The sequence below is a fragment of the Lichenicoccus sp. genome, from assembly GCF_965276875.1.
Classification (GTDB): Bacteria; Pseudomonadota; Alphaproteobacteria; order Acetobacterales; family Acetobacteraceae; genus Lichenicoccus.
Genome location: NZ_OZ255701.1, coordinates 489,431 through 513,175 on the forward strand (window position 1 = coordinate 489,431; position 23,745 = coordinate 513,175).

19 protein-coding genes and 1 tRNA gene are annotated in these 23,745 nt (G+C 66.2%); 16 read left to right on the plus strand and 4 right to left on the minus strand.

The genetic code is table 11. The annotated features are described in order from the left end of the window. Positions 1 to 19: 19 nt before the first annotated feature. The 8 genes from tgt (at position 20) to ACQY4K_RS02515 (ending at position 12,282) form a co-directional block, all read left to right on the plus strand. Complete coding sequence (gene tgt / locus ACQY4K_RS02480; RefSeq protein WP_428393133.1) at positions 20 to 1,150, plus strand: tRNA guanosine(34) transglycosylase Tgt; 1,131 nt, start codon at positions 20 to 22, stop codon at positions 1,148 to 1,150. Further along, positions 1,138 to 2,196 carry a tRNA epoxyqueuosine(34) reductase QueG gene (queG, locus tag ACQY4K_RS02485; protein WP_428393135.1) on the plus strand — a complete coding sequence of 353 codons (1,059 nt, stop codon included), beginning with the start codon at positions 1,138 to 1,140 and terminating at the stop codon, positions 2,194 to 2,196. Before tgt ends, queG begins: the two co-directional genes overlap by 13 nt. Next, positions 2,193 to 2,420, plus strand: a complete 228-nt coding sequence (locus ACQY4K_RS02490) for a ribbon-helix-helix domain-containing protein (protein ID WP_428393137.1) — start codon at positions 2,193 to 2,195, stop codon at positions 2,418 to 2,420. The genes queG and ACQY4K_RS02490 overlap by 4 nt, the downstream gene beginning before the upstream one ends. Positions 2,421 to 2,555: 135 nt before the next feature. Beyond that, on the plus strand, positions 2,556 to 2,738 hold the full coding sequence (locus ACQY4K_RS02495) for a hypothetical protein (protein WP_428393139.1): 183 nt from the start codon (positions 2,556 to 2,558) through the stop codon (positions 2,736 to 2,738). Between the two features lie 43 nt (positions 2,739 to 2,781). Then, complete coding sequence (locus ACQY4K_RS02500; protein ID WP_428393141.1) at positions 2,782 to 3,603, plus strand: TerB family tellurite resistance protein; 822 nt, start codon at positions 2,782 to 2,784, stop codon at positions 3,601 to 3,603. Positions 3,604 to 3,608: 5 nt separating this feature from the next. Beyond that, positions 3,609 to 4,274 carry an N-acetylmuramoyl-L-alanine amidase gene (locus ACQY4K_RS02505; protein ID WP_428395918.1) on the plus strand — a complete coding sequence of 222 codons (666 nt, stop codon included), beginning with the start codon at positions 3,609 to 3,611 and terminating at the stop codon, positions 4,272 to 4,274. After that, positions 4,271 to 6,901 (plus strand): MGH1-like glycoside hydrolase domain-containing protein, encoded by a 2,631-nt coding sequence (locus ACQY4K_RS02510; protein WP_428393143.1) that lies wholly within the window; start codon positions 4,271 to 4,273, stop codon positions 6,899 to 6,901. The genes ACQY4K_RS02505 and ACQY4K_RS02510 overlap by 4 nt, the downstream gene beginning before the upstream one ends. 197 nt (positions 6,902 to 7,098) lie before the next feature. Continuing rightward, on the plus strand, positions 7,099 to 12,282 hold the full coding sequence (locus ACQY4K_RS02515; protein WP_428393145.1) for a Hint domain-containing protein: 5,184 nt from the start codon (positions 7,099 to 7,101) through the stop codon (positions 12,280 to 12,282). A 9-nt stretch (positions 12,283 to 12,291) separates the two neighbouring features. Here ACQY4K_RS02515 and metF read toward each other — a convergent pair whose 3' ends face one another. Next, a complete protein-coding gene (gene metF, locus ACQY4K_RS02520) occupies positions 12,292 to 13,242 on the minus strand; it encodes a methylenetetrahydrofolate reductase [NAD(P)H] (RefSeq protein WP_428393147.1) in 951 nt (316 codons plus the stop codon). 126 nt (positions 13,243 to 13,368) lie between these two features. Here metF and ACQY4K_RS02525 point away from each other — a divergent pair, with 126 nt between their 5' ends. From ACQY4K_RS02525 to ACQY4K_RS02550, 6 genes are all read left to right on the plus strand, one after another. Continuing rightward, positions 13,369 to 14,232 (plus strand): MlaA family lipoprotein, encoded by an 864-nt coding sequence (locus ACQY4K_RS02525; protein WP_428393149.1) that lies wholly within the window; start codon positions 13,369 to 13,371, stop codon positions 14,230 to 14,232. 14 nt (positions 14,233 to 14,246) lie between these two features. Continuing rightward, entirely contained in the window at positions 14,247 to 14,867 is a 621-nt protein-coding gene (locus ACQY4K_RS02530; RefSeq protein ID WP_428393151.1) for an MlaC/ttg2D family ABC transporter substrate-binding protein, read from the plus strand. Positions 14,868 to 14,955: 88 nt separating this feature from the next. Beyond that, the gene (locus ACQY4K_RS02535; protein WP_428393153.1) at positions 14,956 to 15,825 is read left to right on the plus strand and encodes a cytochrome ubiquinol oxidase subunit II; all 870 of its coding nucleotides are present in this window, start codon (positions 14,956 to 14,958) and stop codon (positions 15,823 to 15,825) included. Positions 15,826 to 15,855: 30 nt separating this feature from the next. Further along, positions 15,856 to 17,892 (plus strand): cbb3-type cytochrome c oxidase subunit I, encoded by a 2,037-nt coding sequence (locus ACQY4K_RS02540; protein WP_428395920.1) that lies wholly within the window; start codon positions 15,856 to 15,858, stop codon positions 17,890 to 17,892. Then, complete coding sequence (locus tag ACQY4K_RS02545) at positions 17,889 to 18,512, plus strand: cytochrome (ubi)quinol oxidase subunit III (RefSeq protein WP_428393155.1); 624 nt, start codon at positions 17,889 to 17,891, stop codon at positions 18,510 to 18,512. The genes ACQY4K_RS02540 and ACQY4K_RS02545 overlap by 4 nt, the downstream gene beginning before the upstream one ends. After that, on the plus strand, positions 18,512 to 18,841 hold the full coding sequence (locus ACQY4K_RS02550; RefSeq protein ID WP_428393157.1) for a cytochrome o ubiquinol oxidase subunit IV: 330 nt from the start codon (positions 18,512 to 18,514) through the stop codon (positions 18,839 to 18,841). Before ACQY4K_RS02545 ends, ACQY4K_RS02550 begins: the two co-directional genes overlap by 1 nt. Here ACQY4K_RS02550 and ACQY4K_RS02555 read toward each other — a convergent pair. From ACQY4K_RS02555 to ACQY4K_RS02565, 3 genes are all read right to left on the minus strand, one after another. Next, positions 18,798 to 19,328, minus strand: a complete 531-nt coding sequence (locus tag ACQY4K_RS02555) for a GNAT family N-acetyltransferase (RefSeq protein WP_428393159.1) — start codon at positions 19,326 to 19,328, stop codon at positions 18,798 to 18,800. The two genes, ACQY4K_RS02550 and ACQY4K_RS02555, sit on opposite strands and share 44 nt — an antisense overlap. 18 nt (positions 19,329 to 19,346) lie before the next feature. After that, positions 19,347 to 21,026 carry an energy-dependent translational throttle protein EttA gene (ettA, locus tag ACQY4K_RS02560; RefSeq protein ID WP_428393160.1) on the minus strand — a complete coding sequence of 560 codons (1,680 nt, stop codon included), beginning with the start codon at positions 21,024 to 21,026 and terminating at the stop codon, positions 19,347 to 19,349. A gap of 41 nt (positions 21,027 to 21,067) precedes the next feature. Next, positions 21,068 to 21,140: transfer RNA gene (locus ACQY4K_RS02565), tRNA-Ile, on the minus strand. A 94-nt stretch (positions 21,141 to 21,234) separates the two neighbouring features. On the opposite strand from ACQY4K_RS02565, the gene ppa reads away from it, so the two are divergent. Then, a complete protein-coding gene (gene ppa, locus ACQY4K_RS02570; protein ID WP_428393162.1) occupies positions 21,235 to 21,756 on the plus strand; it encodes an inorganic diphosphatase in 522 nt (173 codons plus the stop codon). 94 nt (positions 21,757 to 21,850) lie between these two features. Next, positions 21,851 to 23,728 (plus strand): chloride channel protein, encoded by a 1,878-nt coding sequence (locus tag ACQY4K_RS02575; protein WP_428393164.1) that lies wholly within the window; start codon positions 21,851 to 21,853, stop codon positions 23,726 to 23,728. Positions 23,729 to 23,745 lie beyond the last annotated feature (17 nt).

Sequence of the window (23,745 nt, forward strand, 5' to 3'; positions counted from 1 at the left end):
GGATTCCAAAGGCTCGCCTTTGGCGGGGTCCAGGGGCAGCGCCCCTGGCCTTACTTGGGACTGCCTCGCACGCGAAGGCGCCGCCCGCGCGGGCATGCTGCGCACCGCGCACGGCGATGTGCCGACACCGAGCTTCATGCCGGTCGGCACCGCCGGCACCGTCAAGGCGATGACCGCGGACGCCGTGCGTGCCACGGGTGCGGGCATCGTGCTCGCCAATACCTATCATCTGATGCTGCGGCCGGGTGCTGAGCGGATCGCCGAGCTCGGCGGGCTGCACCGGTTCATGGACTGGCCGGGACCGATCCTGACCGACTCGGGGGGCTTTCAGGTGATGTCGCTGAGCCGGCTGCGCACCCTGGATGCGGACGGCGTGACCTTCCGCTCGCATCTCGACGGCAGCGCGCACCGGCTGACCCCCGAGCGTTCGACCGAAATCCAGCACGCGCTGGATGCCACGATCACCATGTGCTTTGACGAATGTACGCGGCTGCCGGCGACGCCGGACATCGTGGCGGCGGCGATGCGGCTGTCGATGCGCTGGGCGGCGCGCTCGCGCGCGGCGTTCATCGGACGTCCGGGCTATGGCCAGTTCGGCATTGTCCAGGGCGGCACCGATCCCGAGTTGCGGGCGGAGAGCGTCGCCGACCTGGTGGCGATCGGCTTTGAGGGCTACGCCATCGGCGGCCTTGCGGTCGGCGAAGGGCAGGCGCTGATGTTCGCGACCCTGGATGCGACCGCGCCGCTGTTGCCCGCTGAGAGGCCGCGCTATTTGATGGGGGTGGGCACGCCTGACGACCTGCTCGGCGCGGTGGCGCGCGGCATCGACCTGTTCGACTGCGTCATGCCGACCCGCGCCGGACGCACCGCGCGCGCCTTTACCGCCACCGGCACGCTCAACCTGCGCAATGCGCGTCATGCGAGCGATCCGGCCCCGCTCGCAGCCGATTGCGACTGCCCGGCCTGCAGCCGTCACAGCCGCGCCTACCTGCATCATCTGTTCCGCGCCGAGGAGATGCTGGGGCCGATGCTCCTGACCTGGCACAACCTCGCCTACTACCAATCGCTGATGCGCGGCATCCGCGCGGCGATCGTCGAGGGCCGCCTCGCCGAGCACGCAACCGCGCTGCGCGCCGCATGGTCGCCGTGACTACGGATACGCTCGGCGCGCGCATCCGCGACAAGGCGCTCGCACTTGGCTTCGATGCGGTGGGCTTCACCGAGGCCCGGCTCGGACCCGAGGCACGCACGCGGCTCGCGGACTTCCTGGCCAGCGGCGCACATGGCGAGATGGGCTGGCTCGCGACCCGCACCGATGAGCGGTCCGATCCGCGCGCGCTGTGGCCGGAGGCGCGCAGCGTGATCGCGCTCGGGCTCTCCTACGCGCCGGACGCGGACCCGCGTCTGCTGCAGGCGCAAACCGGCCGCGGCGCGATCTCCGTGCATGCACGCAACCGCGACTATCACGACCTGGTCCGCGGCATGCTCAAGCATCTCGCGCAGTTCGTCGTCAAGATCGGCGACGGCCACGTCAAGGTATTCGTCGATACCGCGCCAGTGATGGAGAAGCCGCTGGCCGAGCAGGCCCGCCTGGGCTGGCAGGGCAAGCACACCAATCTCGTCTCACGCGCGCACGGCTCGTGGCTGTTCCTCGGCGAGATCTACACCACCCTGGAGTTGCCACCCTCGCCGCCGCGCGCCGGCGCCTGCGGAAGTTGCACCGCCTGCCTCGCGGCCTGCCCGACGGATGCCTTCCCAGCACCCTACCGGCTCGATGCGCGCCGCTGCATCGCCTATCTGACCATCGAGCATGCCGGCCCGATCCCGCACGAGTTCCGCGCGCTCATGGGCAACCGCATCTATGGCTGCGACGACTGCCTCGCCGCCTGCCCCTGGAACCGCTTCGCCGCCGAAAGCCGCCAGGCCAAGCTGCGCGCGCGCGAGGATTTGCGGGCCCCGGACCTGGCAACTCTGGCCGGCCTGAACGACGCAGGGTTCCGAGCCATGTTCGCGGGCTCGCCGATCAAGCGGATCGGCCGCAACCGCTTCGTGCGCAACGTGCTGATCGCCATCGGCAATGCACGCGACCCGGCACTTGCGGGTGCGGCGCGCGCACTCACCAACGACCCTGATCCGGTTGTCGCCGAGGCGGCCGAGTGGGCTCTGTCGCAGCTCGTCCTTGTCGTCGTCGCGTGAACGCCCTGGTCAAGCGCAGCCTGTCGCTCAGCGGACACCGCACCTCGGTGGCGCTGGAAGCCGAGTTCTGGCTGGCGCTCGAATCGCTGGCCGAGCGGGAGGGATGCAGCCTGCGCACGCTGATTGCCGACATCGACGCCGGACGCGATGCGGCAACACCGCTGGCCTCTGCGCTGCGTGTGCAGGCGCTGCTGCGCGCGGGATGGGACGGGTCGCAAAAGTGACAGCGGGTGGTGCCACCAAGCGCGCCTAAAAAAGTGAAAAAAGCCGCTCCTCGTTAACCATTCGGAAAGAGTTGGCGGCACATCCTGCGGTTGTGGCCAGAACGGCCGATGCTCCTAAACCGAGGAAAAGTTCCGATGCTCTCGCACTCCGTCCCCACCGAAATGCCGGTCAGCCCGCTCACCCTCTCGCACCAGCTTCTCGCCCTGGCCGAGCAGGCCGACCGCGCCGGCATGCAGACCTCCGCCCGCTCGCTGCTCAAGCTCGCGCACCGGGTCTGCGTCGACCGCCCCAACCTGCTCACGTCCGCGCACGCCTGAGCGGGCGTGACCGCACCGCGCCGGGCGTGATATTCGAAAGCGTATGGCGATCTGGGGAAAGCTCTTTGGTGGCGTGACCGGCTTTGCGATGGGTGGCCCTATGGGTGCCGTCGTCGGCGCCGCCCTCGGGCATGCCGCCGATCGCGGCGCGCTGCTCGATCCGCCGGCCGGCGGCTGGATCAATGCCGCGGGCGGCAACCGGCGCGTGCAGGCTGATCCCGGCGGTGCCGCGGCCCGGATTGCGGCGCGCGTGGCCAGCGTGATGGGACGTCGTGATCAGCTATTCGCGATCGTCGCGGTCATCCTGTCAGCCAAGCTCGCCAAGTGCGATGGCCCGGTGAACCGGCGCGAAATCGACACCTTCAAGCGCTGCTTTCGCATCCCACCAGAGTCCACGCGCGAGATCGGCCGCCTGTTCGACCAGGCGCGTGCCCGCACCGACGATTTCGAACCCTTCGCCGACGAGCTTGCCACCGCCTTCGCCGACCAGCCGGTGGTGCTGGAGGACGTTCTGGTCGCACTGTTTGCGATCGCGCGTTCGGACGGCCCGCTCAACGACACCGAGACCGATTTTCTGCGACGCGTGCATCGCCGGCTGCGCCTGAGCCGCGCCGCATGGGATCGCGCCGAGAGTGGTGCTGCCCGGCCCAGCTCGAACGAGCCCGACGCCTACGAGGTGCTGGGCTTGAAGTCCGGCGCCAGCGACGACGAGATACGCGCCACCTGGCGACGTTTGATGCGCGAGAACCACCCGGACTCGATGACCGCGCGCGGCGAGCCGGAGGCGTTGATCGCCAAGACCGGCGACAAGGTTGCGCGGATCAACGCCGCCTGGGACCGCATCAAACGCGAGCGCGGGCTTTGATCCTTCTGAACAGTCCGAACCAGCGCGACCGCCCGCAAGACTCCGTCATCGACACCCTGATCCTGCATTATACCGGCATGCAAAGCGGGGCTGAGGCCATCGCGCGGCTGTGCGACCCGGCCTCGGAGGTCTCGTCGCACTACGTCGTCGAAGAGGACGGCGAAGTGTTTCGCCTGGTCGCGGAGCAACGCCGCGCCGCCCATGCCGGCGTTTCGTTCTGGCAGGGCCGCACGATGCTCAACGACAGCTCCATCGGCATCGAGATCGTCAACCCGGGTCACGAATGGGGCTACCGTCGCTTCCCCGCGCAACAGATTGCAGCCGTCCGCCAGCTCTGCCTCGACATCATCGGGCGCCACGCGATCCCCGCCGCGCGCGTGCTCGGTCATAGCGACGTGGCCCCCGATCGCAAGCAGGATCCGGGCGAGCTGTTCCCGTGGCGCGAGCTGGCGCAGGACGGGATCGGTATCTGGCCGGAGGATATGGCAGAGAGCTGCGACAGCGCCGGGGTACGCGAAGCCTTGCTGCGGATCGGCTACGCGCCCGACCTGCCGGTGGACATCGTGCTGCGCGCCTTTCAGCGACACTGGCGACCGGAAACCGTCGATGGCTCTGCCGATAGCGGTACCCGTGCCAGGCTCCACGCCGTCGCGGCAAGGATGCAGCCATGACCATCATGCAGACGCGTGAGGGCGCGCGCCTGATTGAAGCACGCAACGGCACAGCCTGGCGACGCTGGGGGCCCTACACCAGCGACCGGCAATGGGGCACGGTACGCGAGGATTACAGCGCCGACGGCCAGGCCTGGACCAGCCTGCCGCACGATCATGCGCGCTCGCGTGCCTATCGTTGGGGCGAGGACGCATTGTGCGGCTTTGCTGAGGAAAAGCTGCGCTGGTGCCTCGGGCTGGGACTCTGGAACGGCCGCGATCCGATCATCAAGGAGCGGCTGTTCGGCCTGAATAACGGCGAGGGCAATCACGGCGAGGACGTCAAGGAGCTGTATTACCATCTCGACGCCACGCCTACGCATTCCTACATGAGGATGCTGTACAAGTATCCGCAAGGCAGCTACCCGTACAACGACCTCGTTGCCGAGAATGGCCGGCGCGGCCAGGACGCGCCGGAATACGAACTGATCGACACCGGCATCCTTGCGGACAACCGCTATTTCGACGTGTTCGTGGAATATGCAAAGGCGTCGCCCGACGACATCCTGATGCGCGTGCGCATCGTCAACCGCGCCGACGAGGCAGCACAGCTGACCGTGCTTGGACAGCTCTGGGCGCGCAACAGTTGGGCCTGGTTCGACGACATCCCCAAGCCCGTTCTGGAGGCGGTGTCCGGCCAAGAGGTGCGCGTGCTGCATCGCCGGCTTGCGGAAATGCGTCTGCACACCCAAGGTGCGGACGCGCTGTTGTTCTGCGACAATGAAACCAACACCGGCCGGCTTTACGGCGAGCCGCGAGATGGATTCTTCAAGGATGGAATCAACGATTTCGTCGTCGGCGGCAATCACGCGGCCATCAATGCGCGGCAGCGCGGCACCAAATGCGCGGCCCTGCACAGGATCGTCGTCGCCGCCGGCGCCGAGCACGCACTCCGTCTGCGCCTGAGGCTTGCCTCCGAGCAGACGCCGCCCTTTGATGATTTCGACGCCGTATTCGCCGCCCGGATCGCCGAGGCGGACGAGTTCCATGGCTCCCTTGCCGCGGGCGACACCGACACTGATCGTTGCCAGGTGCAGCGCCAGGCATTGGCCGGCATGCTGTGGTCGAAGCAGTTCTATTATTACGACGTGCATCTCTGGCTGGAGGGCGACGCGGTAGGCCCGAAGCCGCCGCCCGGACGCGGCAATATCCGCAACGGCGACTGGGAGCATGTCCGCGCCGCCGATATCATCTCAATGCCGGACAAATGGGAATATCCGTGGTTCGCCTCGTGGGATCTGGCGCTGCAATGCCCGGTGCTGGCCCTGGTCGATCCGGACTTCGCGAAAGAGCAGGTGCTGCTGCTGACGCGGGAATGGTTCACCCACCCGAATGCAGCACTCCCGGCCTACGAATGGTCGTTCAACGACGCCAACCCGCCGCTGCATGCCTGGGCGGCGTGGCGGGTGTTCGAGATGGATCGCGACACCAACGGCGTGCCCGACCACATCTTTCTCAAGCGCGTCTTCAACAAGATGATGATGAACTTCACCTGGTGGGTGAACCGCAAGGACGCGGCGGGGCGCAACGTGTTCCAGGGCGGCTTCCTCGGGCTCGACAATATCGCGATCTTCGATCGTTCCGCGCCGCTGCCGACCGGCGGCGTGCTGTCGCAATCGGACGGCACCGCCTGGATGGCGATGTATGCGCTGTCGATGTTGCAGATCGCGGTGGAATTGTCGTTGCAGGACCCCGCCTACGAGGATGTCGCGGCGAAGTTCTTCGAGCATTTCCTGCTGATCGCCGCCGCCGAGGGCAACAGCCTGTGGAACGAGGCGGATGAATTCTTCTACGACCAGTTGAGCTTCCCGGACGGCAACAAGATCGACCTGAAGGTCCGCTCGATGGTCGGGCTGATCCCGTTGTTCGCCACCACCGTGCTGGATGGCGCGCAGATCGAGCGGCTGCCGCAGCTCAAGGCGCAGATGGAATGGTTCCTCAACAACCGGCCGGATCTCGCCGATCTGGTCTCGCACTGGTATCTGCCGGGACACGAGGACACCATCCTGCTCTCGCTGTTGCGGCCGCACCGTCTCCGCGCATTGTTGCGCACCATGCTCGACGAAAGCGAGTTCCTGTCGCCGCATGGCATCCGCGCGGTCTCCAAGATCCATGAGGCGCATCCCTATCGGCTGGTTCGTGACGGGCAGAGCTTCGAGCTGTCCTACTGGCCGGCGGAGAGCCACTCGCGTCTGTTCGGCGGTAATTCCAACTGGCGCGGCCCGGTCTGGATGCCGGTCAACGCCCTGCTGATCGAGAGCCTGCGCTGCCTCGCGCGCTATTACGGCACCGGGCTGACGGTCGAGTGCCCAGTCGGCTCGGGCAGGACGGCGAGCCTTGGCGAGGTGGCGGCCGAACTCTCCCGTCGGCTGGTGGGGCTGTTCACCCGCGACCGCGACGGACGCCGTGCGATCCACGGCACGCAACCGACCCTGCAATCCGACCCCGCGTTCCGCGATCTCGTGCTGTTCTATGAATATTTCGACGGCGATAACGGCCGCGGCGTCGGCGCCTCGCACCAGACCGGCTGGTCCGGCCTGGTCGCCCTATTGGTTCAGCAACTCCGTTCCGGTTCCAGTCCAATATAGAAAGCTGCGTCTCGCTTTCCTATAAACACGCGGAATTCTAAATATAAATTATGTCCCGAATACGTTATATCGATGTGACTTAGAACTCTATTGGACAATTCTGATCTAAATCGGTAAGTCGGCAAGCATCGTTGCCGGTACTCGGCCGATCGCCAGGCAGTGTGCCGCCGCACGCCTTGATTAGGGATTGTCTCGCGATGACCAATTACACCGTCAGCTCGGGTGCTACGAGTTCAGGTATCACGCTGAACGGCGGCGATAGCGAGACCGTCCTGTCCGGCGGCACTGCCGCCAACACCGTCATCAACAGCGGCGGCGTCGAAACGCTTGCCCCAGGTGCTCTCGCCTCGGGCGGCACGATCCACGCGGGCGGCGTGCTGTCCGCCGGCGCCGGCCGGCTGAGCGGCACCATCAACGACGCCGGCACGATCCTTGGCGGCTCGTCATCGAGTGGCGGCACCCAGCAAATCACCATCGCCTCCGGTGGCCTGATCTCAGGGGATGTGATCGACGGGAACGGAACGGTCGCCGTCTCCGCCGGGGGCGTGGCCTCGGGCATTACGGAGTACGGCACCACCTACTCCGGGATACAGGTCTCTTCCGGCGGCCTGACCGTGGCCGACAACGTTTATGGCGGCGCGGTCGAGGTCGTCTACTCAGGCGGCGTCGCCAGCGGCACCGTGATCGGCTCGGGCGGAACGCAGACCCTGTCGGCCGGCGGTGTCTCACGGCAGAGCATCGTCTCCTCCGGCGGCGTCGAGCTGGTGACCTCGGGCGCGACCGCGAGCGGCGCCACGATCGGCGCCGGCGGCGTCCTGTCCGCCAGCAATTTCGGCACCGTCAGCAGCGCCACCGTCCAGTCGGGTGGCACGCTGATCATGGACGGCGGCACCACCGCGGTCGGCACCGTGATCAGCGCGGGCGGCTTGGCGATCTTCAGGTCCGGCGACACGCCATCGGTCGACACGAATACGACCGTGCTCAGCGGCGGCGCCATCGAGTTCCAGAGCGGCGCCGCCGTCACCAACGGGCTGGTGTTCTCCGGCGGCACGGAAATCCTGGCCTATGGCATCACCGTCTCGAACCTGACAGCGACGCAGACCGGCCTGAACACCCTTGTGGTTTCGTCCGGCAGCAAGGCGGTGAACGCCACCGTCGACAGCGGCGCGACCGTGATCGTGAGCTCCAGCGGATTGCTGGGGGGCGGCACCATACAGGCCGGAGGCGTCGTATCGGCAGGCATCGGCGTGCTGAGCGGCCTATTCAGCGACTCCGGCACCATCGTTGCCGGTTCGGCCTTCAGCGGCGGAACCATGGAGGTCGACGTCACCTCCGGCGGCCTGATCTACGGCTTCGTCATGTCGGGCGGCGGCAAGGTGGTGGTCAGCGCCGGCGGCGTCGCCTACGGCGTGGCCGCCTTCAACAACAATTCTTCGGCGCTGCAGGTCTCCTCCGGCGGCCTGACCATCAATGACACGGTCTCCGGCGGCAGCAGCGAGGTCGTCTCCTCGGGCGGCGTAGCGCAAGGCACCATCGTCCGCTCGGGGGGAGCGCAATATGTCTCTTCCGGGGGCACCGCGAGTGGCACGGTGCTCAGCGCCGGCGGCGTCCAAAGACTCAGCGCCGGCGGCATCGCCAGCGGCAGCCTAATCGGCTTAGGCGGCACCGAGTACGTCTCCTCCGGCGCCATCTCGATCAACGACGCGGTCTCCAGCAATGGCGCGGAAATCGTCACCGCCCAGGGCGTCACCAGCAGCACGCTGCTCACCTCTGGTGGCCGCGAGATCGTCAGCTCCGGCGGCGTCGCCTCCGGCTCGGTAATCGAGGCGGGTGGAACGCAAACGCTGTCGGCGGCCGGTGTCTCACGGCAAAGCATCGTCTCCTCCGGAGGTGTCGAGCTGGTGACCTCGGGCGCGACGGCAAGCGGGGCCGTGATCGACGCCGGTGGCATCGTATCCGCCACCGAGTCAGGCACCGTCAGCGGTGCGACCGTCGGCTCGGGCGGCGTGCTGTTCATGAACGGCGGCACCACCGCCGTCGGCACGGTGATCAGCTCGGGCGGCTTGGCGGTCATCCAGTCCGGCGCCACGCCCTCGTCCGACACCAACACGACCGTGCTCAGCGGCGGCGCCATCGAGTTCCAGAGCGGCGGGGCGGTCACCAGCAACCTGGTGTTTTCCGGGGGCACCGAAATCCTCGCCGACGGGATCACCGTCTCGGGACTGGTCGCGACCCAGGCGGCCCTGAACACCATCATCGTCTCGTCCGGCAGCACGGCGGTCAGCGCCACCGTCAACAGCGGCGCCACCCTGATCGTCTCGTCTGGCGCCGTCGCGAGCAACAGCATCGTGGCCGGCGGCGGCACCGCAATCCTGGCCGGCTCCGGCGAGGTCGTCGCCGGCACGGTCCTGGCCGGCGGCGTGCTGTCGGCGGGTTCCGGCCTGCTGAGCGGCAGCATCCTCGATACCGGCACGATCCTCGGCGGCGCCGCGGTGAGCAGCGGGCTGATCGACATCTATGTCAGCTCCGGCGGCCTGATCTCTGGCACGCGCCTGGTCTCCGGCGGCACCGTGCATGTCGGCGCCGGCGGCGTCGCCTCGGGCCTGGTTGCCATCAACAACCCCTACACGCCGGTGCAGGTCTCCTCCGGAGGCACCACCGTGAACACCATGATCTCCGGCGGCACCATCGAAGCCGTCTCCTCCGGTGGCCTGGCGAGCGGCACCATCATCGGCTCCGGCGCAACCTTGAGCATCGCCTCGGGTGCGATCGGCAGCGGTAGCGTGATCAGCTCGGGCGGTAACGAGAGCATCGCCTCAGGCGGCCTCGTCGAGGGCACGATGATCAGCAGCGGCGCCAGCGAGACAGTCGGCGCGGGCGCCACCGCATCGGGCAGCGTGGTCAGCTCCGGGGGCACCCAGAAGGTCTTGGGAGGCGGCTTTGCCACCGCCACGACCATCGCCTCCGGCGGCACCGAGACCGTCAATGCCGGCGGCGACGTCATCCGCACACTCATCGCCGGGGGCACCCTGCAGCTCAATACCGGTGCCCTGGTCGGCGGCGGCGTCTCGTTTGCGTCCGGCACGATAGGCACCCTGGCAACCAGCGCCGGAGCGATCGACGGGGTCACCGTCTCCGGCTTCACCCTCGGCGACGCAATCGTGCTGAGCGGCTCGCAGTACAGCAGCAGCGCCGACAGCCTGACCGTGGACTCCGGCGGTGCCGTTACGGTCTCGGATGGCTCCACCACCTACACTCTGACCGTCGCGGGCGCGACCACCAACAGCCTGATGCTGTCGGGCACCGCCACCGGCCAGCTTGAGATCGTCACCTCTCCCAACATCATCGTCAGTTCCGGCCAGGTCAGCAGCGGCTCGGTCGGCTCGGGCGTCACCGAGACCGTGCTCAGCGGCGGCCAGACCGTGGATCTGGCCATCGGCAGCGGCGGCCAGGAGGTGATCAGCGCCGGCGGCAGCGGGCTCGGCACCGTGGTTACGGGAGGCGTCGTCAACGACAGTGGCGTGATGTCCGGGGGAACGCTCAACGGTGGAACGATCAATGTTGGCGCCTCCGGAGTGACCAGCGACCTCGTGATGAACAATGGCGAGGAGTTCGTCTCCTCCGGTGGACTGAGCGTGGGCACGGTGCTGTCCGGCGGGTTGGAGGAATATGTCGGCGCCGGCGGCATCGCTCGCGGCACCGACGTCATCGCGGGCAACCTTGAGGTCTATTCGGGTGGTCTCGCGACCGACGCCAATTCCGAAAATGGGAGCGTCATCAACGTCCAAGCAGGAGGCATCGTCAGCGGCGGGATCCAGGCGGGAACCTACAACTTTGTCTTGGGCGAGGAACTCGGCGTCACCGTCGAGAACGGTTGCCTGGCTTATGTTGAATCCGGAGGCTATGCCTCGGGGCTCACGATCGACAGCGGCGACGTGCAGATGCTTGCGGGCGGCAACAGCAGCGACGTCAGCGTCGTCAGTGGTGGCTTCTTCGGGGTCAACTCGGGAGGTGCCGCCGATATCCTGATCGTCGGCTCCGGCGGCAGCGCCACCATCTCCGCCGGAGGACTTGCCAGCTTTGCCACGATCTCGGGCGGTACGCTGACCGTCCTGAACGGCGACGATCTGACCGGAACCACCGCTTTCGCCAACGGGACGTCCGGCACCCTCGTGGTCGGACCCCCTGTCAGTTCGACGATTAACGTGTCGGGCTTCGACGTGGGCGACGCCATCGTGCTCAGCGGCCAGACCAGTGCTGCCGCGGACACCCTGACGGTCGGCTCGGGCGGCCTGGTCACGGTCTCCGGCGGGACGGGCGGCCCCTACCAGTTCAGCATCGCCGGTGCCACGGCCGGCAACCTGCACCTCACCACGTCACCGAGCAATCAGGTGGAGCTGGTGTCGACCGCCTGCTTCCTGCCCGGCACCGCGATTGCGACACCGCGCGGCGAGGTCGCCGTCGAGAGATTGCGCGCGGGCGACATGGTGAGCCGCCTGGTCAACGGCAGGACCACCCGTGCCCGCGTCGTCTGGGTCGGCAGCAACAGCATCGACGTCGCAAGCCAGGCAAGTCCGCGTGACGCCTATCCGGTGCGCGTGCGACGCGGCGCCTTCGGTGTGGACCTGCCGAAGCGCGACCTGCTGCTGACGCCGGAACATTGCCTGTTCGTCGAGGGACGGCTGATCCCGGTGCGCATGCTGGTCAACGGACGCTCCATCGTCATCGACGAGAGCTTCATCCACTATCGCTACCACCATGTCGAACTGGCCCGGCACGGCATCCTGCTGGCGGAGGGTTTGCCGGCGGAGAGCTATCTCGATACCGGCAATCGCGACATGTTTGCCGAGCCCGGCACCCGCGCCGCACCGCAGATGCCGGGGGCGCCGCTGGCGGTCGACCGCGCCACGGTGGAGCCGATCTGGCAGCGTCTGGCGCTGGGGGCGGCAAGCCTTGGCTTTGAGGCCGGGTTGCCGGGGGCGCCGGTCATGACGCAGGAGCCCGCGCTGCGGCTGCTGCTCGACGACGGGCAAATGCTGGCAGCGGACTGGTTCGATGCGGCGCGCTACATGTTCCGCATCCCGCGCAACCGTCAGGCCATACGGCTGCTGTCGCGGGCGGCGGCGCCGAGCGAGACGATTGGGCCGTTCGTAGACGATCGTCGCCGCCTCGGCGTCGCGGTCGAGAAGCTATGGGCCTGGGACGGCAGCCAATGCGTCGTCCACGACGCTGCCGGCTGCCTTGGCGCCGGCTGGCACGACCTGGAAAATGGTTCCCGTTGGACCAACGGTGCCGCGGACCTCGACCTGCCGAAGGCGGGCGACACGGGAGGCTTGCTGCATGTGGCCCTGAGGGGGGTGGCGCGATATCCGCTTGCCTGAACGCCTTGCCTACCCCTCAGCGCGCGGCTTCGGCCGTACGCCCAGGATATGGGCAATGGCGTAGGTCAGGTCGGGGCGGTTGAGCGTGTAGAAGTGGAACTCGTCGACGCCGTTGGCCTGTAGCAGGCGGACCTGCTCGGCGGCGACGACGGCGCCGACCATGCGGCGTAGCTCAGGCTGCTCGTCGCTGCCGGCGAACATCGCATCCAGCCAAGCCGGGATCGTGGCACCGCAACTCTGCGCGAAGCGGCGCGCCGAGGCAAAGTTGGAGACCGGCATGATCCCCGGCACCACGGGTGCTGTAATGCCCGCGGCGAGGCAGCGGTCGAGAAAGCGCAGGAACACCTCGGCCTCGAAGAACACCTGGGTGATCGCGCGGCTGGCGCCGGCATCGAGCTTGCGCTTGAGATTGTCGAGGTCGGCCTGCGGGTTGGCCGCCATCGGATGCACCTCCGGGTAGGCGGCGACCGAGATCTCGAAATCGGCGACGCGCTTCAGGCCCGCGACCAGATCGGCAGCACTATCGTAGCCATCCGCGTGCGCCTCGAACGCTCCGCCGTCGGGCGGGTCGCCGCGCAATGCCACGATGTGACGCACGCCTTCCTGCCAGTATTGCCGCGCCACGTCGTCGACCGCGCCGCATGCGGCCCCCACGCACGTCAGGTGCGCCGCCGGCACCAACGTGGTCTCGCGCACCAGGCGCGCCACGGTTTCGTGGGTGCGGCTCTGGGTCGAGCCGCCGGCACCGTAGGTGACCGAGACGAAGCTCGGGGCGAGCGGCTCCAGCCGGCGAATGGCGGCCCAGAGCTGCGCCTCCAGCGCCTCGGTGCGCGGCGGGAAGAACTCGAACGAAAGCACCGGCGGACGCTCGCGCGACGGCGCCGGCAAGCCCTTGAAGCGCGGGCCGGTTAGCCAGCGCTCGAGCGGCGCGAGTTGGAAGTCGCGGTCGGAATTGGGCATGCGCGGAGGTCCGTTGAGCGGAGCGGCATGGTACGCGAGCAACAGGCTGCGTGCAATTCGCGCGTTTAACGGCAGCCAGCGCACGGATTGCGCGTAGCAGCATCCATGTTAGACAGGGAACGCTGGATGACCGAGCGGTCATGCGGCAAGCCTCGCGAGACCGAACCAGGGATGACGATGCGCGCGCAAACGAAACAGAAGGCGGCGGCACAGAAGGCGGCGGCCGGGTGGATCAGGAACGCGGCCGCCGGGGGCGTCGTGGCGGCGGCCCTGCTGTCGCTCAGCGGCTGCGCCACCCCGCCCAAGGACCCGGCGGCACTCTCCGAATACCGCGCCAACGACGATCCGCTGGAGCCGACCAACCGCTTCTTCTATCGTGTCAACAACACTGTCGACCGCTATACCCTCAAGCCGGTGGCGCAGGCCTATGTCGATGTGCTGCCGGTCCCGGTACGCACCGGCGTGCACGACGTGCTCAGCAACTTCGCCGCACCGACGCGGCTTGCCAACGATGTGCTCGAGGCGAAGTCGCGGCGTGCCGGCACCACCTTCATGCGCTTCCTGATCAATTCCACGGTTGGCGTCGCGGGCATCTTCGACGTCGCGCGCGACTGGGGCTACCCGGGACATGAGAATGACGGCGGCATTACGCTGGCGATCTGGGGTGTGCCGAGCGGGCCCTACCTCTATCTGCCCTTGCTGGGGCCGAACTCGCCACGCAGCGCCGGCGGCTTCGTCATGGACGTCGCTTTGTCGCCGCTCACCTACGTGCCGAAAGGTTACGGCTTGCTGACCCTGAACGACGCCCTCTACGGTGTTACCATCGTCGATGCGCGTGCCAGGGTGCTGGGTGAATTCGAACAGATCAACAACAATTATCTCGACCCGTACGCCGCGCTGCGCAGCCTCTACAGGCAGCACCGGCAAGCGGAGATCGAGGAGGTTCGCCAGGATAACCAGACAACGACGCCGGACTGGTACACCCACTGATCGGGACTGATGCGATGCCGACCACCCTGACCCGCCGACATGCCCTCGCCTTGATCGGCGCCACCATCATCCTTGCGACGCCGCTGTCCTCGGCCATGGCGCAGCAGGGCGGCAGTGACGCCGACTTTATCCGCCGGCTCGCCGCCAAGATGACCGCGATCCTCAACAGCTCGGCGCCGATGGTGCAAAAACAGCACCAACTCCTGCCGCTGATCGACGATTATATCGACGTCAGCGGCATTGCCCGCTTCTCGCTCAGCCATTATTGGCACGCCGCGACTCCGGCGCAGCAGCAGCAGTTCATGACGCTCTTTCACCGTGTCCTGTTCAACAACATCCTCGGCAAGATGGGCCAGTTCAAGGGCGTGGCGCTGGACGTCGAGGGAACGACCCCGCACGGGCCGGGCAGCAGCGTGGTCAACACCCGGATCACGCGGCCAGGGCAGCCACCGCTGGCCGCGCAATGGGTTGTCAGCCAGGTCGACGGCAAGCAGAAAATCACCGACGTGATCGGCGAGGGCGTCAGCCTGAAGATCACCGAACGCGGCGACTACACCAGCTATCTCGGCCGTCACGGCGGCAGCATCGCGGAACTGCTCAAGGCCATGGAACGCCAGGCCGCGCACCAGTCGTGAGAGCCGGAACCGGCAAACCCACGGCGTGTTGAGGCTGCCGAAGGCGGCGTCACGAAGAGGCAGTATGCTTTCCGGACTGAGGATAGGTGTGCTGCCATTGCTGGCGTGCCTTGCCGGTTGCGCCGAGGACGGCGCGTCTTTCCTGCATCCGCATGGCCCGGTTGCCGCGGCTCAGCGGACATGGCTGTTCGAGATTACCATCCTGATGGCGGTTGTCGTGGTCCCAGTGCTCGTGCTGGTGCCGCTGTTCGCCTGGCGATACCGTCGCACCAACACCAAGGCGGTCTACCGTCCGGACTGGGCGTTCTCCTGGCCGCTGGAGTTCATGATCTGGGGCATCCCGTTCCTCATCGTGGGCGGCCTGTCCTACATCATCATCGCCAATGAGACCCGCTTCGACCCGTATGCGGCGCTGAAGCCGGGTGTCGCACCGCTCGACGTGGAGGTGATCGCGCTGAACTGGAAGTGGCTGTTCCTCTATCCGCGGCAGAACATCGCAACCGTCGGAGTTCTCGCTTTGCCTGCGGGACAGCCGGTCAGTTTTCGGCTGACGAGCGATGCCACAATGCAGTCGTTCCTGATCCCAGCACTGGGCGGCCAGATCTATGCGATGGCCGGCATGGTCACCAAGCTGAACCTGCTGGCGGACAAGCCCGCGACACTGCTCGGCGAGAACACGCTCTATAACGGCAATGGCTTCATGAAAGAGAAATTCACCGTCTCGGTCATGTCGCCGAAGGATTTCGCATCCTGGTCGACTGCCATGCGCAAAAGCGGCCAAACCCTCGATGGCGCCGCTTACCTTCGGCTCGCCGACTTCGGCACGATCAAGACGGCGAAGCAGAACTTCGGCGTCGCCCCGACGGCCACGCTCTCCTTCTCGGGCATCAAACCCAACCTCTTCAAATCGATCGTCTCCGGCTACCATAATGGCGCCTCGATGGTCAGCGAGCGCTAGAGCATGCACACGATCCCCTGGCTGTACATCATTTTCGGCAAGCTCTCGTTCAATGCGCTGCCGTTCTACAGCGCGATCGCGACCTTCGCGGCCTCGCTCGTCGTTCTCGGCGCGGTCATCGTCACCGCGCTGATCACCTATTTCAAGCTGTGGCGCCCGTTATGGTTCGGCTGGCTGACCAGCGTCGATCACAAGAAGATCGGCATCATGTATGTCGTGATTTCCCTGGTGATGCTGTCGCGCGCGGTGATTGAGGCCTCCATGATGCGCGCCCAGCAGGCGGTCGCCTATAATTCGCCAGGTTACCTGCCGCCCGACCACTTCTCGCAGCTCTTCACCACCCACGGCACGGTCATGATCTTCTTCATGGCGATGCCGTTCCTGACAGGCTTGTTCAACTTTGCCATGCCGATGCAGATCGGCGCCCGAGACGTCGCCTTTCCGATGCTCAATTCGATCAGCCTTGGACTGACCGCGGGTGGTGCCGGGCTGATGATGATTTCGCTCGATCTCGGCAAATTCTCAACCGGCGGCTGGAGCGGCTATCCGCCTTATACCGAGTTGCCGTTCAATCCGGGCGTCGGTCCGGACTACTGGATCTGGGCACTGACGCTGAGTTCGCTTGCCAGCACCATGACCGGGCTCAACTTCGCGGTCACGATCTACAAGAAGCGAGCGCCGGGGATGCACCTGTTCCGCATGCCGCTGTTCTGCTGGACGGCGCTATGCACCAGCATCCTGATGATCTTCGCAATGCCGCCGCTGACCGTCGCCACCGCGATGCTGGCGATGGACCGCTATCTGGGCGCGCATTTCTTCACCAACGGGTTCGGCGGCAACGTCATGAACTACGCCAACCTGTTCTGGCTGTTCGGCCACCCCGAGGTCTATATCCTGATCCTGCCGGCGTTTGGTGTGTACTCCGAGGTGATCGCGACGTTCGCGAGCAAGCGGCTCTACGGCTACAAATCCCTCGTCTGGGCCACGATGACCATCGCGGTGCTCTCCTTCACCGTCTGGTTGCACCATTTCTTCACCATGGGTCAGAGCACCAATGTAAACGCGGTGTTCGGCATTGCCACCATGCTGATCGGCATCCCCACGGGGGTAAAGATCTACGACTGGATCCTGACCATCTACCGTGGGCGCATCCGCTTCACGGTGCCGATGCTGTATTCGCTCGCCTTCATCATGCTGTTCGCCGTCGGCGGCCTGACCGGCATCATCCTGGCCAACCCCGGCGTCGACTACCAGGTGCACAACACCGTGTTCCTGGTGGCGCACTTCCACAACGTGCTGATCCCCGGCCTGCTCTACGGCATGATCGCCGGCTACCATTACTGGTTTCCCAAAGCGTTCGGCTTTCGGCTGAACGAGCGCTGGGGGCGGATTTCCTGCTTCTTCTGGTTTTTCGGCTTCCTGTTCGCCTTCATGCCGCTCTACGCGCTGGGCCTGCTCGGCATGCCGCGACGCACGGATGAGTATTTCCAGGCGGCGTATCTGCCCTGGACCATCATTGCCGCCTTCGGGGCACTGCTGGTGCTCGCTGCCCTTGGCAGCCTGTTCCTGCAACTGGCACTCAGTATCCTGCATCGCGACAGCAACCGGGTGGGCCTCGGCGACCCCTGGAACAGCCGCGGACTCGAATGGTCGATGTCGGCGCCGCCACCGGAATACAACTTCGCGGTCATTCCCGTGGTGGAAGGCCGCGACACCTTCATGGAGCGCAAGCTGGGCGGCACCGCCTATCTCTCGCCGCGCACCTACGAAGACATCGAAATGCCGAAGAACAGCATGGTCGGCCCGGTGATCGGCGGCGCGGGTGCCGTCTGCGGCTTCGCCCTGGTCTGGCATATCTGGTGGCTGGCGGCATTCGCCCTGCTGGTGGTCATTGCCACCACGATTGCGCGCAGCTTCGTGCTCAACACCAAGCGCATCATTCCCGCGGCCGAAATACGGGCGACGCACGAGGCCTGGCTGCGCCGGATCCGCATGGAACCCGAGGTGTCGCGCGAGGACGAGAACGCCGCGGCCAATCACGGCCTGGCGGAGCCGGCGGCAGCATGAGCGCCACCGAGCGAAAGCATCCCGGGCTCAATTTCGGCAGCCTCGACCGGGAAACCCACGAGGAAGCCGAGGAGGTGGTGTTCGGCTTCTGGGTGTTCCTGATGAGCGACCTGGTGCTGTTCTCGCTGCTGTTCGCAACCTACGCCACCATGCTCGGCCATGAGGCCGGCGGACCCGGTCCCGCCAAGCTCTACGATATCCATAGTGCGGCGATCGAGACCGGCGCCCTGCTGACCAGCAGCTTTACCTTCGGGATGGCGTCGCTGGCGATGAAATATAGTCATCGCCTCTCCGTGGTGCTGCTCTGGCTGGGCATTACGCTGGTGCTCGGCCTCACCTTCCTCGGCTTTGAGATCAACGATTTCATCACCATGATCGGCAAGGGCGGCGCGCCGAGCCGGAGCGGCTTTGTCTCGGCGTTCTTCGCGCTGGTGGGCACGCACGGGCTACACGTGACGTTCGGCAGTATCTGGATCATCGTCATGATGGTCCAACTCGTGGTGTTCGGTCGCCTGGGCATCGTCAAGACGCGGCTGCTGCGACTGGCGCTGTTCTGGCATTTCCTCGATATCGTCTGGGTCGGGATTTTCTCGCTCGTCTATCTGCAAGGGCTGGCCTGATGCGACGCGACGACGAATATGGCAGCGAATTGCGCTCCTACCTCATCGGGCTTGCACTTGCGTTGCTACTGTCGGCGCTGCCGTTCGCCGGCGTCGGCTGGCACCTGTTCTCGCACCATACCCTGCTGCTGATCATCGCCTGCGCCGCCGCCGTGCAGATCGTCGCGCATTTCCGGTTCTTCCTGCATATCGACCTTTCGAAATCCAAGCGCGACGACCTGCAACTGATCCTGTTCTCCAGCCTGATCGTCGTGCTGATGGTGGGCGGCACCATCTGGATTACCGTCAATCAGTACGGCCGGATGGATCAGACAATGATGGCGCCATGACCGGATCGCGGACGCTCTCGTAGGTCACCATCGTGTAGCCGTCGCGCACGAAGCCGCCGCAGACACTCATGCCGATGCCGCCGAGAATGGTACGGGAGGCGAAATTGCTTTCGCGCGCCACCGCGACCACGCGCCGCTCGCCCTGGTTGTGTGCAAAACGTAGCGCCGCCGCGGCCGCCTCGCGGGCAATCCCCCTACCCCGCGCCTGTGGCCAGATCGCAAATCGCAGGCCCAGCCCCAGCGCATCCGGGCGCTCGTGCAGGCCGGTCATGCCCATGAAGGCGCCGTTTTCACGCACCGTGAAAATGCCGACCCTGCGGCGTGCCCAGAAGGCGACATCGGCCGCCATGTCGTCCGTCGCTTGACTGCGCGAGCGAACGCCGCCCAGCATCATGCCGAACGCGCCGGGATTACCCTTGAGTGCCACCATGTCGGCAAGATCCGGCCAGCCGACCGGGGCGAGCACGAGCCGCGCGGTGCGGATCATGGCCGCACCCGGGGCGCATCAGCGCGCGAGCGGCCGATATTTGATGCGGTGCGGCTCGACGCTATCGGCACCGAGGCGTCGTCGCTTGTCCTCGATATAGGCTTGGAAATTGCCCTCGAACCATTCGACGTGGCTGTCGCCTTCGAAGGCCAGGATGTGCGTCGCCAGCCGGTCGAGGAACCAGCGATCATGCGAGATGATGACGGCGCAGCCGGCGAACTCGCCGAGCGCGTCCTCGAGTGCGCGCAGCGTGTCGACGTCGAGATCGTTGGTCGGCTCGTCGAGCAGGATCACGTTGCTCTCCTTGCGCAGCATCTTGGCGAGATGCACGCGGTTGCGCTCGCCGCCGGAGAGGATGCCGACCTTCTTCTGCTGGTCGGGCCCCTTGAAGTTGAACGCGCCGACATAAGCGCGCGACGGCACCGCGCGCTTGCCCAGATAGATGATGTCGGTGCCGCCGGAGATCTCCTCCCAGACGTTCTTTTCGGCATCGAGCGTGTCGCGAGACTGGTCGACATAGCCGAGCTTGACCGTCTCGCCGATCTTGAGTTCCCCGGAATCCGGCGTCTCCTGGCCGAGGATCATCTTGAACAAGGTGGATTTGCCCGCACCATTCGGGCCGATCACGCCGACGATGCCGCCCGGCGGCAGCTTGAAGTCGAGGTCCTCGATCAGTAGACGGTTGCCGAACGCCTTTCGAAGCTGCTCGGCCTCGATCACCGTCCCGCCCAGGCGCGGCCCGGGGGTGATGATGATGTCGGCGGTGCCGCCGGCGCGCGCAGCCCCCTCGGCCAGCATCTTCTCGTAGTTGGCGATGCGGGCCTTGTTCTTGGCCTGACGCGCGCGGGGGCTTGAGCCGATCCATTCCTGCTCGGCGGCGAGCGCACGCTGGCGGGCACTCTCCTCTTTCTCTTCCTGCTGCAGCCGCTTGCGCTTCTGACCGAGCCAGGACGAGTAGTTGCCCTCGAACGGATAGCCGCGGCCGCGCTCGATTTCGAGGATCCAGTTGGTGACGTTGTCGAGGAAATAGCGGTCGTGGGTGATGACCATGACCGTGCCGGCATAGTCGCGCAGTGTGCGCTCCAGCCAAGCTACACTTTCTGCGTCGAGATGGTTGGTGGGCTCGTCGAGCAGCAGGATGTCGGGCTTCTCCAGCAGCAGCCGACACAGCGCCACCCGACGACGCTCGCCGCCCGACAGCGTATCGACCGCGCTTTCGGCCGGTGGGCAGCCCAGCGCGTCGAGCGCGATCTCAATGCGACGGTCGAGTTCCCAGCCGTCGCCGGCCTCGATCTGCTCCTGCAGGGCCGCCTGCTCGGCGAGCAGCGCGGTCATCGTGTCGTCGTCCATGGGTTCGGCGAATTCGAGCGAGATCGCGTTGAACCGCTCGATGGCGGCGCGCAACGGGCCGAAGGCCAGTGCGACGTTCTCGCCGACATTGAGCGACCCGTCGAGCTTCGGCTCCTGCTCCAGGTAGCCGATCGTCACGCCCTCGGCGGCCCAGGCCTCTCCCCCATATTCGGGTTCGAGACCGGCCATGATCTTGAGCAGGGTGGACTTGCCGGCGCCATTGACACCGAGCACGCCGATCTTGACCCCAGGCAGGAACGACAGCGTGATGCCCTTGAACACCTCGCGCCCACCCGGATACGCCTTGGTCAGGTCCTTCATCACATAGACATACTGGTAGGCGGCCATGGCGGGCTCCTGACGAACGAGACGTGACGGCTTGAAGACAATGCGCCCGGCAGGACTCGAACCCGCAACCAAGCCGTTATGAGCGGCCCGCTCTAACCATTGAGCTACGGGCGCACAATCCGGCTCTGAAATCGCCCATCCCCCCGAATTTGGCAACAGGCACGTTCCTGGCTAGTTTGCCAGCCCATCCCTTGAGAAGGACCTGCGCATGGACGTCTCGAAGATCGCACCGGGCAAGGACGTGCCCTGGGACATCAATGTGGTCATCGAGATCCCGCAGGGCTCCGCGGTCAAGTACGAGGTCGATAAGGACAGTGGAGCGATCTTCGTCGACCGCTTCCTGTTTACGCCGATGGCCTATCCGGCCGCCTATGGCTTCATCCCCGGCACCCTGGCCGACGATGGCGATCCGGCGGACGCGCTGGTGCTGGCGCCCGGGCCGGTGGTGCCCGGTGCCGTGATCAGGGCGCGCCCGATCGGCATGCTGCGTATGGAGGACGAAAGCGGCCAGGACGAGAAGATCATCTGCGTGCCGCACGACAAGATCCATCCGCTGTATAAGGATGTCGCCTCGGTCGAAGACCTGCCGGCGATCACCCGCCAGGCGATCGAGCATTTCTTCACCCGCTACAAGGACCTTGAACCCGGCAAATGGGTCAAGGTCACCGGCTGGGCCAGCAAGGAAGACGCCGCCGAAGTGATCAGAACCGCCCTGGCCGCAGCATCCTAAACAGAATTGGGGTCTGAGGCCATCGTGCGAAGCACGCCTTCGCGTGACGGCCCAAGCGGGTCCAGGGCAGCGCCCTGGTCTTGAGGACAGAGTCATGCCCGACGACGAAACAACCGTCGCGCCGGCAGCGCCGGAGGTTGCGACCGCAAGCCGGCCGCCGCCGGCGGCGCCTGTCGCGGTGCTGGAGCAACTGCCGCGGCTGAGTCTGCTGCCGATGGTGTCGCTTGCACTTGTGGTGGGGATCGTCACCGGCGTCGGCGCGATGGTGTTCCGGGCCCTGATCGGGCTCGTCCATAACCTGATGTTCTTGGGCAAATTCTCGTTTGCCTACAATGCCAGCGTTTTCACACCGGACAGCCCGTGGGGCGCATTCGTCATCCTGGTGCCGGTGATCGGCGGCCTTGGCGTGACCTGGGTGGTTTCCAACTTCGCGCCAGAGGCGAAGGGGCATGGGGTGCCCGAGGTGATGGACGCGATCTATTATGGTCGCGGCATCATCCGTCCGGTGGTGGCGCTGGTGAAGTCGATCGCCTCGGCGCTGGCGATCGGCAGCGGGGCGGCGGTCGGTCGCGAGGGTCCGATCATCCAGATCGGCTCGGCCCTTGGCTCGACGCTTGGCCAGGCGATCAAGATGCAGGCCGGCCAGCGTATCACCCTGGTCGCGGCGGGTGCGGGTGCGGGCATTGCCGCGACGTTCAATACGCCGATCGGTGGTGTGCTGTTCGCCACCGAACTCATGCTGCCGGAAATCAGCGTCGACACGTTCCTGCCGGTGGCGATCGCAACAGGGTCGGCGACCTTCATCGGCCGGCTGTTCTTCGGCGCCGAACCCGCCTTTACCGTGCCGATCAGCCTGGCGTCGCTGCCGAACGAGCCGAGCAGCGTGCTCACTTTGCTGCTCTATGTCGCCCTCGGCGCCATCATCGGCGTCGCTGCGGCTTTGTTCATCCGCGCGCTGCACTGGGCGGAGGACGGCTTCGATCGGATACGCGGCCGCTATTTGCGGCACCTCATTGGCATGCTGCTGGTAGGCTTGCTTATCTACGGGCTGCTGCGCTGGGCCGGCCATTATTATGTCGAGGGCGTAGGCTACGCCACGATCCAGGCGGCTTTGCGCGAACAGATCATGGCGCCCGGCATGCTGCCGCTCGCCTTGTTCTTTGTTCTGCTATTCGCGGCCAAGCTGCTGGCGACCACGATCAGCCTCGGCTCGGGGTCGTCGGGGGGCGTGTTCTCGCCGTCGCTGTTCATGGGGGCGGCGATCGGCAGCGCCTTTGCCTCGGTCGCCGGCTGGCTGCTGCCCGGGGTGCCGGTCAGCCTGCCGGCGTTCGCGATGGTCGGCATGGGGGCGATGGTCGGCGGCAGCACCGGGGCGGCGCTGACCTCGGTGACGATGATCTTCGAGATGACCCGCGACTACGACATCGTGCTGCCGATGATCCTGGCGGTGGCCCTGGCCTTAGGGGTGCGCCGGTTGCTGTCGCGCGAAAACATCTACACGCTCAAGCTGGTGCGGCGCGGCCATCCGATCCCCAAGGCGCTGCACGCCAACACCTTCCTGGTGCGCAGTGCCGCGGAGATCATGGAGCGGGACGTGCTGGTGCTCAAGGAGCATGTTCGCTTCGCCGATTTCCTCAAGCTCTCGAGCCTGCAAGGCGGGCTGCGGCACGTGGTGGTCACCCGCGACGGCAAGATCGTCGGCTGCCTGCGCGTCAATACCGACCTCAGGCGGGTGATCCAGGCGACCGACGACGAATTCAAGCTCGGCGCCCTGGCGCGTGCGGACTTCGTCATCGTGCGCGAGAACGAGGTCGCCTTCGACGTGATCTCGACGATGTGGGCCAAGCGCGCCTTCATGGCGGTGGTGCTCGGGCATGAGGCAGGCGATGAATCCGGCCGCGTGCTCGGCGTCATCACCAAGGAGCACGTGGCCGACACGGTGGCGCGCAGCGTGCAGATCTATCGCGGCTGACGCTCCGTCGCGCGTGC

Coding starts and splice junctions, on each gene's coding strand:
- metF (WP_428393147.1), bottom strand. CDS start 13,242: ATGCCCAATTCCGACCGCGACTTCCAACTCGCGCCGCTCGAGCGCTGG.
- ettA (WP_428393160.1), bottom strand. CDS start 21,026: ATGGCCGCCTACCAGTATGTCTATGTGATGAAGGACCTGACCAAGGCG.
- ACQY4K_RS02530 (WP_428393151.1), top strand. CDS start 14,247: ATGCCGACCACCCTGACCCGCCGACATGCCCTCGCCTTGATCGGCGCC.
- ACQY4K_RS02500 (WP_428393141.1), top strand. CDS start 2,782: ATGGCGATCTGGGGAAAGCTCTTTGGTGGCGTGACCGGCTTTGCGATG.
- ACQY4K_RS02545 (WP_428393155.1), top strand. CDS start 17,889: ATGAGCGCCACCGAGCGAAAGCATCCCGGGCTCAATTTCGGCAGCCTC.
- queG (WP_428393135.1), top strand. CDS start 1,138: ATGGTCGCCGTGACTACGGATACGCTCGGCGCGCGCATCCGCGACAAG.
- ACQY4K_RS02550 (WP_428393157.1), top strand. CDS start 18,512: ATGCGACGCGACGACGAATATGGCAGCGAATTGCGCTCCTACCTCATC.
- ACQY4K_RS02525 (WP_428393149.1), top strand. CDS start 13,369: ATGACCGAGCGGTCATGCGGCAAGCCTCGCGAGACCGAACCAGGGATG.
- ACQY4K_RS02515 (WP_428393145.1), top strand. CDS start 7,099: ATGACCAATTACACCGTCAGCTCGGGTGCTACGAGTTCAGGTATCACG.
- ppa (WP_428393162.1), top strand. CDS start 21,235: ATGGACGTCTCGAAGATCGCACCGGGCAAGGACGTGCCCTGGGACATC.
- ACQY4K_RS02495 (WP_428393139.1), top strand. CDS start 2,556: ATGCTCTCGCACTCCGTCCCCACCGAAATGCCGGTCAGCCCGCTCACC.
- ACQY4K_RS02555 (WP_428393159.1), bottom strand. CDS start 19,328: ATGATCCGCACCGCGCGGCTCGTGCTCGCCCCGGTCGGCTGGCCGGAT.
- ACQY4K_RS02575 (WP_428393164.1), top strand. CDS start 21,851: ATGCCCGACGACGAAACAACCGTCGCGCCGGCAGCGCCGGAGGTTGCG.
- ACQY4K_RS02510 (WP_428393143.1), top strand. CDS start 4,271: ATGACCATCATGCAGACGCGTGAGGGCGCGCGCCTGATTGAAGCACGC.